This window comes from Arthrobacter sp. 754, from assembly GCF_040548695.1.
GTDB lineage: Bacteria > Actinomycetota > Actinomycetes > Actinomycetales > Micrococcaceae > Arthrobacter.
In genome coordinates this window covers 413375-427581 of the sequence record NZ_JBEPSC010000004.1, presented here as the reverse complement: position 1 = coordinate 427581, position 14207 = coordinate 413375, and the positions used below count along the sequence as shown (strand labels likewise).

At 66.2% G+C, this 14207-nt stretch carries 16 protein-coding genes and 1 pseudogene; 10 read left to right on the top strand and 7 right to left on the bottom strand.

Annotated features, from left to right (window positions below; all coding sequences use genetic code 11):
- Positions 1 to 321 precede the first annotated feature (321 nt).
- From ABIA70_RS14155 to dhaM, 5 genes are all read left to right on the top strand, one after another.
- Entirely contained in the window at positions 322 to 2814 is a 2493-nt protein-coding gene (locus ABIA70_RS14155) for an ATP-dependent Clp protease ATP-binding subunit (RefSeq protein ID WP_354148181.1), read from the top strand.
- A 198-nt stretch (positions 2815 to 3012) separates the two neighbouring features.
- Positions 3013 to 3522: an amino-acid N-acetyltransferase gene (locus ABIA70_RS14150; protein ID WP_354148180.1), complete on the top strand. Its 510-nt coding sequence runs from the start codon at positions 3013 to 3015 to the stop codon at positions 3520 to 3522.
- Between the two features lie 110 nt (positions 3523 to 3632).
- Positions 3633 to 4634: a dihydroxyacetone kinase subunit DhaK gene (dhaK, locus tag ABIA70_RS14145; protein ID WP_354148179.1), complete on the top strand. Its 1002-nt coding sequence runs from the start codon at positions 3633 to 3635 to the stop codon at positions 4632 to 4634.
- 2 nt (positions 4635 to 4636) lie between these two features.
- Positions 4637 to 5269, top strand: a complete 633-nt coding sequence (gene dhaL / locus ABIA70_RS14140) for a dihydroxyacetone kinase subunit DhaL (protein ID WP_354148324.1) — start codon at positions 4637 to 4639, stop codon at positions 5267 to 5269.
- Complete coding sequence (dhaM, locus tag ABIA70_RS14135) at positions 5266 to 5970, top strand: dihydroxyacetone kinase phosphoryl donor subunit DhaM (RefSeq protein ID WP_354148178.1); 705 nt, start codon at positions 5266 to 5268, stop codon at positions 5968 to 5970. The genes dhaL and dhaM overlap by 4 nt, the downstream gene beginning before the upstream one ends.
- 29 nt (positions 5971 to 5999) lie before the next feature.
- Here the strand turns inward: dhaM and ABIA70_RS14130 are convergent, their stop codons facing one another.
- Positions 6000 to 6293 carry a DUF3040 domain-containing protein gene (locus tag ABIA70_RS14130; protein ID WP_354148177.1) on the bottom strand — a complete coding sequence of 98 codons (294 nt, stop codon included), beginning with the start codon at positions 6291 to 6293 and terminating at the stop codon, positions 6000 to 6002.
- A gap of 146 nt (positions 6294 to 6439) precedes the next feature.
- Between ABIA70_RS14130 and ABIA70_RS14125 the strand changes: the two are divergent.
- A pseudogene (locus tag ABIA70_RS14125) lies at positions 6440 to 6623 on the top strand (YnfA family protein).
- A gap of 22 nt (positions 6624 to 6645) precedes the next feature.
- Here ABIA70_RS14125 and ABIA70_RS14120 read toward each other — a convergent pair.
- Both ABIA70_RS14120 and ABIA70_RS14115 read right to left on the bottom strand, forming a co-directional pair.
- A complete protein-coding gene (locus ABIA70_RS14120) occupies positions 6646 to 6996 on the bottom strand; it encodes an ArsR/SmtB family transcription factor (protein WP_354148176.1) in 351 nt (116 codons plus the stop codon).
- A gap of 43 nt (positions 6997 to 7039) precedes the next feature.
- The gene (locus tag ABIA70_RS14115; RefSeq protein WP_354148175.1) at positions 7040 to 7780 is read right to left on the bottom strand and encodes an aquaporin; all 741 of its coding nucleotides are present in this window, start codon (positions 7778 to 7780) and stop codon (positions 7040 to 7042) included.
- A gap of 45 nt (positions 7781 to 7825) precedes the next feature.
- Here ABIA70_RS14115 and ABIA70_RS14110 point away from each other — a divergent pair, with 45 nt between their 5' ends.
- The 4 genes from ABIA70_RS14110 to ABIA70_RS14095 all read left to right on the top strand — a co-directional run bounded on the left by ABIA70_RS14110 (position 7826) and on the right by ABIA70_RS14095 (position 11573).
- Positions 7826 to 8503, top strand: coding sequence for an arsenate reductase/protein-tyrosine-phosphatase family protein (locus ABIA70_RS14110; RefSeq protein ID WP_354148174.1), 678 nt, complete (start codon positions 7826 to 7828; stop codon positions 8501 to 8503).
- Between the two features lie 79 nt (positions 8504 to 8582).
- Positions 8583 to 9002 carry an arsenate reductase ArsC gene (locus ABIA70_RS14105; protein ID WP_354148173.1) on the top strand — a complete coding sequence of 140 codons (420 nt, stop codon included), beginning with the start codon at positions 8583 to 8585 and terminating at the stop codon, positions 9000 to 9002.
- A 28-nt stretch (positions 9003 to 9030) separates the two neighbouring features.
- A complete protein-coding gene (gene trxB, locus ABIA70_RS14100; RefSeq protein ID WP_354148172.1) occupies positions 9031 to 10020 on the top strand; it encodes a thioredoxin-disulfide reductase in 990 nt (329 codons plus the stop codon).
- Between the two features lie 191 nt (positions 10021 to 10211).
- The gene (locus ABIA70_RS14095) at positions 10212 to 11573 is read left to right on the top strand and encodes an FAD-dependent oxidoreductase (protein ID WP_354148171.1); all 1362 of its coding nucleotides are present in this window, start codon (positions 10212 to 10214) and stop codon (positions 11571 to 11573) included.
- Positions 11574 to 11667: 94 nt separating this feature from the next.
- Here the strand turns inward: ABIA70_RS14095 and ABIA70_RS14090 are convergent, their stop codons facing one another.
- From ABIA70_RS14090 to ABIA70_RS14075, 4 genes are all read right to left on the bottom strand, one after another.
- On the bottom strand, positions 11668 to 12162 hold the full coding sequence (locus ABIA70_RS14090; protein WP_354148170.1) for a hypothetical protein: 495 nt from the start codon (positions 12160 to 12162) through the stop codon (positions 11668 to 11670).
- 37 nt (positions 12163 to 12199) lie between these two features.
- Positions 12200 to 12622, bottom strand: a complete 423-nt coding sequence (locus ABIA70_RS14085; protein ID WP_354148169.1) for a DUF3592 domain-containing protein — start codon at positions 12620 to 12622, stop codon at positions 12200 to 12202.
- 12 nt (positions 12623 to 12634) lie between these two features.
- Positions 12635 to 13066: a DUF3592 domain-containing protein gene (locus tag ABIA70_RS14080; protein ID WP_354148168.1), complete on the bottom strand. Its 432-nt coding sequence runs from the start codon at positions 13064 to 13066 to the stop codon at positions 12635 to 12637.
- 80 nt (positions 13067 to 13146) lie between these two features.
- On the bottom strand, positions 13147 to 14064 hold the full coding sequence (locus tag ABIA70_RS14075; protein ID WP_354148323.1) for an iron-sulfur binding domain-containing protein: 918 nt from the start codon (positions 14062 to 14064) through the stop codon (positions 13147 to 13149).
- Positions 14065 to 14207 lie beyond the last annotated feature (143 nt).

The following is a 14207-nucleotide window of genomic DNA, read 5'->3' as shown; positions in this document are numbered from 1 at the left end:
CGGTCAGAGGGAAATGGGAAGTGGAGAACAGCCCGAAAAGACGGGTTCCCAGCCACGGCACCAATCTGCTCGGCACTGCCTACGCGATTCGACTTCGTCGGTGTGGATGACCATGACAGGACTGCGCGCTGGTGCCCTACGCGGTGGGTTTCCTGCTCCGGGAAAACACGATTCCGGACGAAGCCGCGACTGTGGAGCCCTCGCGCTGGCCGCCTGTTCCCGTCACACGGGCACCCATGGTTTCCCCTGTGGCGAACACGCTCCACAAGTCCGGGTCCGCCACGTAGCATCAAAGTACGTCGTAGCTAGGAGTGTGGCGAAATGTTTGAGCGATTTACGGACCGTGCCCGTCGAGTAGTTGTGCTTGCCCAAGAAGAGGCACGCATGCTGAACCACAATTACATTGGTACCGAACACATCCTCTTGGGTCTTATCCATGAAGGTGAAGGCGTTGCCGCCAAGGCTCTGGAGTCCTTGAGCATTTCGCTCGACGGCGTTCGCGAGCAGGTACAGGAGATTATCGGCCAGGGCCAGCAGGCCCCGTCCGGCCATATCCCCTTCACGCCGCGCGCCAAGAAGGTGCTGGAACTCTCGCTGCGCGAAGCCCTGCAGCTTGGCCACAACTACATCGGTACTGAGCACATCCTGCTCGGCCTCATCCGTGAGGGTGAGGGTGTTGCCGCCCAGGTGCTGGTGAAGCTTGGTGCAGACCTGAACCGGGTCCGCCAGCAGGTCATCCAGCTCCTCTCCGGCTACCAGGGCAAGGAGACCACCGGCGCAGGCGTCGGTGCCGGACAGCCCGAAGGCACACCTGCCGGCTCGGTGGTCCTGGACCAGTTCGGCCGCAACCTGACCCAGGCTGCGCGCGAGAACAAGCTGGACCCCGTGATCGGACGCGAATCCGAGATGGAACGCGTCATGCAGGTCCTTTCCCGCCGTACCAAGAACAACCCGGTACTGATCGGTGAACCGGGCGTCGGCAAGACGGCCGTCGTCGAGGGCCTTGCCCAGGCGATTGTCCGCGGCGACGTCCCGGAGACCATCAAGGACAAGCAGCTGTACACCCTGGACCTCGGTTCGCTGGTGGCAGGCTCCCGGTACCGTGGTGATTTCGAAGAGCGCCTGAAGAAGGTCCTCAAGGAAATCCGCACCCGTGGCGACATCATTCTGTTCATCGATGAGATCCACACCCTTGTTGGTGCCGGTGCCGCCGAGGGCGCCATCGATGCCGCGTCCATCCTCAAGCCCATGCTGGCCCGCGGTGAACTGCAGACCATCGGTGCCACCACGCTGGATGAGTACCGTAAGCACATTGAGAAGGACGCCGCCCTCGAGCGCCGCTTCCAGCCCATCCAGGTCAAGGAGCCTTCGGTTGCACATGCGATCGAGATCCTCAAGGGCCTGCGTGACCGCTACGAGGCGCACCACCGGGTGACCATCACCGACGGCGCCCTCGCCTCTGCTGCCAGCCTCGCCGAGCGCTACATCTCGGACCGCTTCCTGCCGGACAAGGCGATCGACCTGATCGACGAAGCCGGCGCCCGGTTGCGCATCCGCCGGATGACCGCCCCGCCGGAGCTGAAGGCCATGGACGAGCGCATCGCCAAGCTGAAGATGGAGAAGGAATCCGCCATCGACGCCCAGGACTTCGAAGGCGCAGCTTCGCTCCGTGACAAGGAGCAGAAGCTCATCACCGAGCGTGCCGAAAAGGAACGCCACTGGAAGTCCGGCGGAATGGATGACATTTCCGAGGTGGATGAGGATCTCATCGCCGAGGTTCTGGCCAACTCCACGGGCATCCCCGTCTTCAAACTGACCGAGGAAGAGTCCTCGCGCCTGCTCAAGATGGAAGATGAGCTGCACAAGCGTGTTGTCGGACAGGACGAAGCCATCAAGGCCCTGTCCCAGGCGATCCGCCGTACCCGTGCAGGCCTGAAGGACCCCAAGCGTCCCGGCGGCTCGTTCATCTTCGCCGGCCCCACCGGCGTCGGCAAGACCGAGCTGGCCAAGGCACTGGCCGAGTTCCTGTTCGGTGAAGAGGATGCCCTCATCACGCTGGACATGTCCGAGTACTCCGAGAAGCACACGGTCTCGCGGCTCTTCGGTGCCCCTCCGGGCTACGTCGGCTACGAAGAAGGCGGGCAGCTGACCGAGAAGGTCCGCCGTCGTCCGTTCTCCGTTGTCCTGTTCGACGAAGTTGAAAAGGCCCACGCAGACCTCTTCAACTCGCTCCTGCAGATCCTGGAAGACGGCCGCCTGACCGACTCCCAGGGCCGCGTGGTGGACTTCAAGAACACCGTGATCATCATGACCACCAACCTGGGCACCCGGGACATCTCCAAGAGCGTTGCCACCGGCTTCCAGTCGGGCACGGATACGCAGACCGGCTACAACCGGATGCGCGCCCGCGTCACGGAGGAGCTCAAGCAGCACTTCCGCCCGGAGTTCCTGAACCGTGTGGATGACGTTGTGGTGTTCCCGCAGCTCACCCAGGACGAGATCATCGAGATCGTGGACATGTTCGTGGGCCGTCTCGAGAAGCGCCTCAAGGACAAGGACATGGGCATCGAGCTCACGCCCGCGGCCAAGGTGCTCCTGGCAACCCGCGGCTACGACCCCGCCATGGGTGCACGGCCGCTGCGCCGCACCATCCAGCGCGAGATCGAGGATCAGCTCTCCGAGAAGATCCTGTTCGGTGAACTCCACGCCGGCGATATCGTCGTAGTGGATGTGGACGGCGAAGGCGACTCCGCCAAGTTCACCTTCGCCGGCAATGCCAAGCCGCGCATCCCGGAGATTGCCCCGAGCGTCTAACCAGCATCAACGAAGGCCCCGCCGCTCCACCAGGAGCGGCGGGGCCTTCGTGCGTTGACGGGAGTCGCGGCGGCACCGCAGCCATTTGCCGCTTGCTGCTCCTTCGTCGCTTTGACGCAAGCTACACAAATGCCTCCGGCGCCGCCGCTGTACCGGAGCGCCCCGACCTGGCAGGGCCGTCACCGTAGGATGGATCCTGTGACTGACGCCTTCCATATCCGCCCTGCCCGCACCACTGACGTTGCCTCGATCAAGAGGCTTGTGGCGCCGTTGGCGGAGCAGCGGATCCTGATGGCGAAGGAGACGGTTGCCTACTACGAGAGCCTCCAGGAGTTTCGGATCGCGGAATCCGACGACGGCGAAGTGATCGGCTGCGGGGCGCTGCACGTGATGTGGGAGGACCTCGCAGAAGTCCGTACGTTGGCCGCATCCGACACTTGGCGCGGCAAGGGCGTGGGCCATGTGCTGGTGGAAAGCCTGCTGGAGGAAGCCCGTGAACTGGGGGTGGCGCGGGTCTTCTGCCTCACCTTCGAGGTGGACTTTTTCAAGCGCCACGGCTTCGAGGTCATGGCGGACCAGACTGCCGTGGACCCGATGGTCTACTCGGAGCTCCTGCGCTCCCATGACGAAGGCGTGGCCGAGTTCCTGGACCTGGCCCGGGTGAAGCCCAACACGCTTGGAAACACCCGCATGATCAAGGTCCTGTAGCGCGGGGGGCCCCGACACTCTTCACCGGACGACGCGGGCTACCGGACTCAATGCGGCAATAGTAGGGTCAAAGGGCATCCTCCGGAAGCACCGTCCCCAGGAGTTCGGCCATGAAAAAGCTCATCAATGACCCCCGCGCCGTGGTTGCCGAGTCCGTCCAGGGCTTCGGGCTTGCCCACGCAGGCCTCGTGACGGTCAACGCCGATCCTCTGTACATCACGCGGAAAGACGCGCCGGCGGCTGGCAAAGTGGGGCTTCTTTCGGGCGGTGGCAGCGGCCATGAACCGCTCCATGCCGGATTTGTCGGACCCGGAATGCTCGACGCCGCCGTGCCCGGGGCGGTGTTCACCTCACCCACGCCGGACCAGATCCTTCCCGCGACGCTGGCCGCGAACTACGGCGCCGGCGTCGTGATTATCGTGAAGAACTACACCGGCGACGTCCTGAACTTCGAAACCGCCGCGGAGCTGGCGGAAGCCGAAGGAGTAGGTATCCGCACAGTGCTGGTGAACGACGACGTCGCGGTGGAGGACTCGCTGTACACCGCGGGACGCCGCGGAGTCGGTGGCACCGTGTTGGTGGAGAAAATCGCCGGCGCAGCCGCGGAACGCGGCGACAACCTGGATGCGGTGGCCGCGATCGGTGGCCGCGTCAACAGCAACGTCCGCAGCATGGGCGTCGCGCTTTCCGCGTGCACCGTTCCGCATGCGGGTACACCAAGCTTTGATCTGGCGGAGAACGAGATCGAGATCGGCGTCGGCATTCACGGCGAGCCCGGCCGGCACCGCATTCCCATGGAGGACGCGGACGGCATCACAGACCGCCTGCTGGACCCCGTGCTCACCGACCTCGGAATCGCCGCGGGTGAGAAGGTCCTGCTGTTCGTCAACGGGATGGGTGGCACCCCGCTGAGCGAGCTGTACATCGTGTACCGCCGCGCTGCACAGGTGATAGCCGGCCGCGGAGCCATCGTGGAGCGCTCACTGGTGGGCAACTACATCACGGCCCTGGACATGCAGGGCTGCTCAATCACCGTGCTGCGCCTTGACGATGAACTGACGCAGCTGTGGGACGCCCCCGTGCACACGGCCGCGCTGCGCTGGGGCGTGTGAGCATGGTGCTGGACGCGAACTGGGCCACAAAGTGGCTGACGCTGTGTGCCCAGGCAATGGCGGCAAATCGGGTCTACCTGATTGAACTGGACCGTGCCATCGGCGATTCGGACCACGGTGAGAACATGGACCGCGGCTTTCAGGCCGTCCTGGAGAAACTGGCCGAAACTCCTCCTGAGACTCCCGGTGCGGCGCTGAAACTGGCGGCCATGGCCCTGATGTCCAAGGTCGGCGGTGCCGCCGGGCCCTTGTACGGCACGGCGTTCCTGCGCGCCTCCACCGCAGTGGGCGATGCTCTTGAGGTTGATCCGGAGGCGTGGGCGAGGGCACTGACGGCCGCCCGTGACGGGATCGTTGCGCGGGGTAAGGCCGAGGCCGGCGACAAGACCATGGTGGATGCCTGGACCCCGGCCGCCGAGGCGGCGCAGGCCGCCGTCGCGCGCGGTACCGGCAACATCCTCGAAGTCCTCGTCGCCGCGGCCGAGGCAGCCGACGCCGGTGCCGTCGCCACCGACCCGCTGGTGGCCCGGAAGGGCCGGGCCAGCTACCTGGGGGAGCGGAGCGCAGGGCACCGCGATCCGGGGGCCGCCTCCAGCGCGCTGATCCTCCGTGCCGCCGTCGAGGCCGCCGCGTGACCGTTCGCCTCGTGGTGGTCTCGCACAGCGAAAAAATCGCCGACGGCGCCGCCGAACTGGCCGCCCAGATGGCGCCCGACGTCGTGATCCTCACCGCCGGGGGAACCGGTGACGGCAGGATCGGAACCAGCCTGGAGAAGGTGATGTCCGCCCTGGACGAGGCTGTCGGGGGTGACGGAGTGCTGGTGGTGACGGATCTGGGGTCGGCCGTGATGACTGCCGAATCCGCCCTCGAGCTTGTTGCGGACCCGTCCGGCGTGCGCCTCGCAGACGCGCCGTTGGTGGAAGGCCTGGTGGCGGCCGCGGTGGCAGCCCAGGGCGGTGCAGACCTTGAAGCGGTAAAGCGGGCCGCCGAGTCGGTGTACGGTGGGCCGTCGGGCCCTGACCCGGCGACCACGTTCGCCGCAGGCACCGTCACCGAGGGGTCCGTTACCGGAGAGGGGCCGGATTTCACCGGGGACTTCGAACTTGTGAACCAGGCCGGCATGCACGCCCGTCCGGCCGCGAAAATCGCAGGTGGCCTTGCAGCCCTCAACGCCGAAGTTACCGTCAACGGGGCGGACGGAACGGCGATGACCTCCCTGATGACCCTGGCCGCAGGCAAAGGCTCCGTGCTCCACGTCGAGGCATGGGGTCCCGATGCCGAGCGTGCCGTGAACTACGTTGGGGGCCTGGTCCAGGCAGGCTTCGGAGAGCCCTAGCACCGGACCCAGACGCCCGAGCGGGGTTGTTACTTGACCTGCGGCCGGCGGTGAAGGTTCGGCTTGTGCCCCTCGAACAGCAGGTAGGTGCCGACGCCCATCAGAAGGAAGCCGGCCACGCCGACGGCGATGATCTGGGTGCTGACGCCCGCGATAAGCAAAACAATCCCGAACATTCCCGCGACCGCTCCGAGATAGGCGCTCCGCCTGAACCTTGATCCCACGGAGCCGGATGAGAGCTCCTGGGCCAGTCGCGGATCCTCGGCTGCCAGGCCCGATTCCAGCTCTTCCAGCTGTTTCCGCTCCCGATCTGAAAGTGGCATCGAAACCCCTTCCCGGCGTGCAGTGTCCTCTAAATCCAACATCTGCAGTGTTAGTAATACTGAAAGTACAGCGTCCCTGAGGGAAGTCAAGAGGGCGGTTCCGGAGGTGTCCAGAGCGGCCCCGTCGACGGGCAGGCGCTGCTGGAATCACGACCATCGCCAAATCTGTTCTGCTTTTCATCCTTGCTGCCGCGGCGGAAATTGGCGGCGCCTGGATGGTGTGGCAGCCCTTCCTGAAGGGAGCTCCCGGACCGCTGGGACGTCGTTGGTTCAGTAGTTTGCCTGGCGGGCGTGGCCGTCATCATGTTCGCACCCCGGGACGCGGGCTAACGGTCTACAGGGCCGGCAACGGTCAGAGCGTGGCGAGCAGGCCGGCGGTCTTTTCCAGGGCGCCCGGAACGAGGGAGTAGTACGCCCAGGTACCGCGCTTTTCCCGGTGCAGCAGGCCTGCGTCGACCAGGATCTTCAGGTGGTGGGACACGGTGGGCTGGCCAAGGTCCAGCGGTCCGGTCAGGTCGCAAACGCAGGATTCGCCGGCGGCTTCGGCTTTGACCATGGAAAGCAGCCGGAGGCGGTTTGGATCGGACAGGGCCTTGAAGACAAGCGCCTTCTGCAGTGCCTCCTCAGCGCCAAGGGCGGGCGCAGCCGCCGGGGCGCAGCAGGCTTCTTCCGTCTCCACGGCCAGCACGGGCAAAGAGTTCATCTCTCCATTATGCCCGCATATTGACAGCCATCAATATAGGAGGCTACTGGCTGGCCCGCTCGGCGCCGTGCGGCACGATGACATCGTCAGCGCTCCGGCCCGCCGCCGGGAAAAGGATCACCAGGATGCCCACGCCGAGCGCCGTTCCGACCAGCTGCGCTGCGACAAAGCCGGGTACCGAGCCCGGTGCGATGCCGGCGAACGTGTCACTGAAGATGCGGCCGACCGTGACGGCCGGGTTTGCGAATGCCGTCGAGGAGGTGAACCAGTAGGCGGCCCCGATGTAGGCGCCCACTGCCGGTGCCGCAAGCACGCCGCGGGAGGTGGCGGCGAGGGCGAAGATCAGGAGGATGAGCCCGGCCGTGGCTACGACCTCGGCCAGCAGATGGCCGGGCGTTGCGCGCTCCTTGGCGGAGACCGAGGTGCCCACTTCGAACATTGCGTTTGCGAGCACGCTGCCCCCGACTGCGCCTGCCGTCTGGGCCGCCACATAGGCGGCCAGTTCCGGCAGGGTCAGCCCGGCGCCGCTGCGGCGGCCCAGGAACCAGTCCGCGAGGGAGACGGCCGGGTTGAAGTGCGCGCCGCTCACGGGGCCAAGCATCAGAATCAGGACCGTCAAACCCAGGACGGTGGCCGTGCTGTTCTGAAGCAGCTGCAGGCCGGTGTCACCGGGGGAGAGCTGCTGGGCGGCGATGCCCGAGCCGACGACGATCGTCACGAGCAGGGCCGTGCCGAGCAGTTCGGCGACGGCGCGGCGCCACAGTGGTGGCTGGGTTGAAGTCATGGCACAAGCTTGACGGAAAGAATTATCTCAGTCAAAATTGACTCAATGACTACTGAGGCAAATGACAGGCTCCGGGCACGGGCGGCCAGGCATGCGGCGCTCGCCGATCCGACCCGGCTTCGGATCGTCGACCTGCTGACCCTGGGGGACTTTTCTCCCACGGAGCTTCAGGATGAGCTGGGAATGTCCTCGAACCTGCTCGCGCACCACCTCCGCGCGCTGGAGGAGGCGGGGCTGGCCACCCGCCACCGGTCGGAGGCGGACAAGCGCCGCAGTTATCTCCGGCTGGCAGCCGGAGCCCTTGAAGGCCTGGTGCCGGGCGTGGAGTACAACGCGGGCAGCGTGTTGTTTGTCTGCACCCGCAACAGCGCCAGGTCGCAGCTCGCAGCCGCCCTCTGGCGCCAGGTCAGTGACATTCCGACGGCGTCCGCGGGAACGCACCCTGCGGACCGGATTGCCCGTGGTGCCATAGAGGCCGCCCGCCGCCACGGCCTGGACCTGCCGGACCATCCACCGAACACGCTGGACCGGCGGGCGCTTGAGGAGGGCCTTGTGGTGACCGTTTGTGACAGTGCCCATGAGGAGCTTGCCGGGCGGGGCGATGTCCACTGGTCCGTGCCGGATCCGCTTCGCCTGGGCACCGATGAGGCCTTCGAGATGGCATTCGAGGACCTGGCCCAACGCATCAGCGGCTTCGTGCCCCGGGTGCTGGCCAAATATTGACATCCATCAATGTATTGCCCGATACTTCCGATATCGATAACTATCAATGTTCTTCCCGGAGAACTGAGAGAAGAGACCCGTGAGCACCGAAACCAAAAAGCCCTCAGTCCTGTTCGTCTGCGTCCATAACGCCGGGCGTTCCCAGATGGCTGCAGCATTCCTGACCACCCTGGGCAAGGGTGCAATCGAGGTCCGCTCTGCGGGATCCCAGCCGGCCGACAAGGTTAATCCCGCCGCAGTCGAGGCCATGGCCGAGCTTGGCATCGACATGTCAGCCGAAATCCCGAAGGTCCTCACCACCGAAGCCGTGAAGGAGTCGGACGTCGTCATCACCATGGGCTGCGGAGACGAATGCCCCTACTTCCCGGGCAAACGCTATGAGGATTGGGTGCTCGAAGACCCCGCCGGCCAGGGCGTGGACTCAGTCCGCCCCATTCGGGACGAGATCAAGGGCCGCATTGAAGGCCTGATCGCATCCCTGGCCCCCGCCGCCAAGTAAGCCACTTCCGAGCACCAGGAGACATCCCGTGAGCGAGACCGCAAACACCGAACAGCTGATCATCATCGGGTCCGGCCCCGCCGGCTACACAGCGGCCATCTACGCCGCCCGCGCAGGCCTGAAACCCCTCGTGCTGGCCGGTTCCGTCACCGCCGGCGGTGCGCTGATGAACACTACCGAAGTGGAGAACTTCCCAGGCTTCCCCGGTGGCATCCAGGGCCCGGAACTGATGGACGGCCTCCAGCAGCAGGCCGAAAGGTTCGGCGCGAACGTAAAGTTCGACGACGTCACTGAAGTGACGCTGAAAGGGCACCTGAAGCGCGTGGTCACGGGCGCCGGTGAGGCATACGAAGCTCCCGCCGTCATCCTCGCCACAGGCTCGGCCTACAAGGAACTGGGCCTTGACGAAGAGAAGAAATTCAGCGGCCACGGGGTCTCCTGGTGCGCCACCTGCGACGGCTTTTTCTTCCGCGAGCAGGACATCATCGTGGTCGGCGGCGGCGACTCCGCCATGGAGGAAGCCACCTTCCTGACCCGCTTCGCCAAGTCTGTGACCGTCGTCGTCCGCAAGGGCGAACTCCGTGCCTCACGCATCATGGCCCAGCGCGCCAAGGACAACCCCAAAATCAGTTTCGCCTGGAACTCTGCTGTCACCGCCATCCACGGTGACGGCAAGGTCGCCGGTGTGACGCTGACTGATACGCGGACCGGTGAAGCACGTGAACAGGCCGCCACGGGGATCTTCGTGGCGATCGGGCATGTCCCGCGCACGGAGCTCCTGCACGGACAGGTCGACCTGGATGACGAGGGTTACATCAAGGTCGATTCGCCCACCACGGTCACCAACCTGACCGGCGTGTTCGCCTGCGGGGATGCCGTTGACCACCGCTACCGCCAGGCCATCACTGCCGCCGGCACCGGCTGCGCGGCAGCACTCGACGCCGAGCGCTACCTTGCGGCCCTGGACGATGCCGACAGCATTGCCACGGCCCTGGTGGAGGAACCCACCCACGCCTAAAACGGACACGGGGGAGGAGGTGAGCTTTATGGACACCGGATGCTGCGGTGACTCCGGCTGCTGCGACGACTCTGCCTGCTGCGAGGACGGGCAGGACTGCTGCTGACACCGCTTCCACCTGCCGGCCCCGTGAGGGACCGGCAGGCTTCTCCCGCACGAACCGCCAGACCGGAAGATCTAAAAGAGGAACCATGGATTCGACGAAGAACATGCCCGTTGCCGTGATCGGCGCCGGTCCGGTTGGCCTGGCCGCCGCGGCCCACCTGCTGGAGCGCGGCCTGGAACCGCTCATCTTCGAAGCGGGGCCCACCGCTGCGTCCGCGATAGCCCAGTGGCGCCACATCCGCCTGTTCTCGCCGTGGCGATTCAATGTCGACGCTGCCGCCGTACGCCTGCTCGAATCCACAGGCTGGAAGATGCCCCGGCCCACTGCCCTGCCGTACGGCGGTGAGCTTATCGACAGCTACCTCGCGCCCCTGGCAGCTGTACCGGCAATCAGTTCCCGCCTTCAGACCGGCGCCCGCGTCGTGGCCGTAACTCGGCTGGGCATGGACAAAACCCACACGGCAAACCGCGACACCACACCTTTTGTGGTCCGGGTCCGGCACCGGGACGGTGAGACCCGCGACCACACGGTCGGAGCGGTGATCGACGCGTCCGGAACGTGGTCCCGGCGCAACCCGCTGGGTACCTCGGGCCTGCCGGCCATGGGCGAGGACGACGCCGCAGCCAGGATTTCCCCGCCTCTTCCGGATGTCCTTGGCCGTGACCGCGCCTCCTTTGCCAACCGCCGGATCCTGGTGGTCGGCGCGGGGCATTCCGCTGCAAATACCCTCATCAGCCTGGCTGATCTAGCGAAAGACGAGCCGGACACCAAAATCCTGTGGGCGGTCCGCGGCGACTCCGCGGAGAAGGTCTACGGCGGTGGCGACGCCGACGGGTTGCCGGCACGGGGCCAGCTCGGTTCGCGCCTGCGCCGCCTGGTCGGCGCCGGATCCATCGACCTGCACACTGGTTTCGGCATCGGCGCGTTGAAGGCCCTGGACTCGCACGTCAGCGTTGAAGCCGTGGACGGGCGCACACTCGACGCCGACGTAGTGGTCCCCTGCACCGGTTTCCGCCCGGACCTGGACATCCTTCGCGAGCTCCGGCTGGACCTGGACCCGGCTGTTGAGGCGCCGGTGGAGCTTGGCCCGCTGATCGACCCCGAATTCCACTCGTGCGGCACCGTTCCGCCGCACGGGGCCAGGCTGCTCACGCACCCGGAGAAGGACTTCTACATTGTTGGCATGAAGTCCTACGGCCGGGCGCCCACCTTCCTCCTGGCCACCGGCTATGAACAAGTGCGTTCCGTCGCCGCAGCCCTAGCCGGGGACGTCGAGGCAGCCGACACCGTCCAGCTCGAACTTCCCGAGACGGGGGTCTGCTCCACCGACGCCGGCTCCAGCTGTGACGTTCCCGCTGCCGCAGACGACTCGTGCTGCTCCGTACCGGAAACAGTGAGTCTCGGCTTCCCCACCGGCCTGTCCCACGGCCGCTCCGGCGTGTCCTGAACCTGTCCTGAACCTGACGGGAATCCTGAACTTCTCCAGGCAACACCGAACTTCTGCACCGCATCAGCGGCCGGGCAAAGTCCGCCCCGATGCGCTATTCCGGGTCGCTTTGGCGCAGGCCGTTGGCATCCAGGCTCACCGAAGCGGTGATGAACCGGCCGCACTCCTCCCCGAACGGGTAGGCGGCGCGTGGCCGGAACTGGAGGGTCCGTTCCGGAAGGGCCGATCCGTCCGGTGCAGTCCCCGTTGCCGTGAGGTCCATCAGCTCCTCGGTGAGGGTGTCAAGCATCAGCATCCCGAGCCGTGTTCCGTTCGGCGAAGCCGTGGCTGAGCAGACACCTTCCGGTGTGCAGCCCTGGTCTACAGGGTCGCTGCCGGGACGCAGCTCGACGTCGGACTCCTTGCAGACGCCGCCCTGGCACGCCTTCAGGTGCAGCGCTGCCACCTGGGCGGCGTACTCCCGCGTCACCGTCACGGAAACGACTGTGGCCTGCGCGATCGCGGGGCATGGCGCCGGGACGGGGAAGTGGTAGCAGCCGGTGAGGACCGTCGTCGCCATCAGTGCCGGAAGCACCCAGGACTTGCGCATAATTCAGCGTAGATCCGGCGGGACCGGCGCTGAACTGCTACCAGAGAAGTGACGCAAACATTGTTATGGCCGCGGCGCCGAAGATCACCAGAATGAGACCTGTGGCCAGACGGCCCTTTGCCACGACGAATCCCGGGCGGGTGGACTCGGCCGGGTTGGCGGGGTTGTAGCGCACCGGAATGGCGGTGCCGATGATTTCCTGGTCGGGGCCGTAGATATCGGACTGCCCCAGCCAGCGCTTACCGGCGGTGTCGTGGAACTCGAAGGACGGTGCGAAGCGGTTACGGCCGTTGCTCCCGTGGCCGTCTTTGCCGTGCAGGTTTCCGGTGACAGTGGCCGATGCCTCCACCCACCCGCGGGTGGAGGCGCGCCGTCGATAAGACTCAGTCAACGACATCGCTGCCAGGATCAGGCCAAGGACCAGAAAGAGGCCGGGCAGGACAATGAAAATCAGTTTCACGGAGTCCATGGTTCAGCCCAGCGGGAAGGCGCCGGCAACCCAGAACAGCAGCAGGGCGAAAAGTGCAAAGGCCGGAATCAGGCATCCGATCGCCGCCTTGGATTCGGACGACATCTCGAAGGACTGGTTGGGATTCGCCGGGTTGTAGGCCACCTCCAGGAGCGATCCCGGTACCTGCTGGTTGCGGTGCCACACCTCGGACTCACCGGCGTACAGTGTCCCGTTCGGGTCCGCGAACTGGTAAGTGGGGTAGAAGACCCGGCTTCGGCTGCCGCCGCCACCGCCGTTCGTCCAGCCCCCCACGTTGCCCGTGACGGTGGCCTGCACTTTTGGCCACCCCGCGATCAGCTGTTCATGCCGACTGGTCTTCCGCAGGTTCCTGACGAGCAGGAAAATGGCGGCCGCCACAAACAGCGCCCAGATAATGTACAGCACGATTCTCATAAACATCCCCCGGTTCGAGTCACCTGAAAGTATGCCACCCGGGCGGTCCCGGTCCGTAACGGGTCTTCAGGGGGCGGGTGTCAGGCGGGCAGCCGGTAGCCGTCCTGGTGCAGCTGGGCCAGGCCGTCGCTGACCAGGCCTGCAAGGGCGCGGTCGAGCTGTTCCGGTGCGGTATTGAGCCGGTGCAGTGCGGCCAGCGGCACGCCGATGCCCTCCGGGGCGAAGCCGAGATCAGCCGGCTCCTGCTGGAACATCTCGGCCGGCACGGGCGCCGCGGCGAGCCGGAGCACTGCCATCACGGCGCCGCGGACCTGGCGGTCAGTGCCGTGCCACGCCTGGCCTTTTGGCGTGTACGACGGCGGCGGCTCGCCCGCGGCGAGCCAGGCGCAGGAGTCGCGGACCGGGCAGGCTGCGCACTTCGGCGCCCGGGCCGTACAGACCAGAGCCCCCAGTTCCATGACCGCGGCGTTCCACCGGACCGAGGTGCCGCCGTCGTCCGGCAGCAGCTCTGCCGCGAGCCGCATTTCCGCGGCCGACAAAGCCGGGGAGGGGAGCGCGACGCCGGAAATCAGACGTGCGTGCACGCGCCGGATGTTGGTGTCCACCACGGTCTCGCGGCGTCCGAAGGCGAAGGCAGCAACGGCGGCGGCGGTATAGCTTCCCACACCGGGCAGGGCAATCAGTTCGGCGTAAGTGCCGGGGACCTTGCCGCCATGATCGGCAACAATGGCGGCAGCGGCCGCATGGAGCCGCAAAGCCCGGCGGGGGTAGCCGAGCCGGCCCCAGGAACGGACCGCTTCACCGGCCGGTTCACCTGCGAGGCCGGCCGGGGTGGGCCAGCGCTCAATCCACTCGCGCCAGACCGGCAGGACGCGCACCACCGGGGTCTGCTGCAGCATGATCTCGCTGACCAGGACACCCCACGGCGAGCAGTGCGGTTCCCGCCAGGGAAGGTCGCGTGCGGTCTCGGCGAACCAGCCCGTGATCCTGCCGTGCAAAGCAGTGAGCTGGGCGGTACTGAGCCGGGCGGTCTTGAGCCCGCTGGTGCTGGGCTCGCTGGTGCTGGGCTCCACGGGCGCGGCTGGGGTGAGGGTTGAAGCGTCGATCCCAACACTGTAGTGGATGCGCACTCTAGCGGATG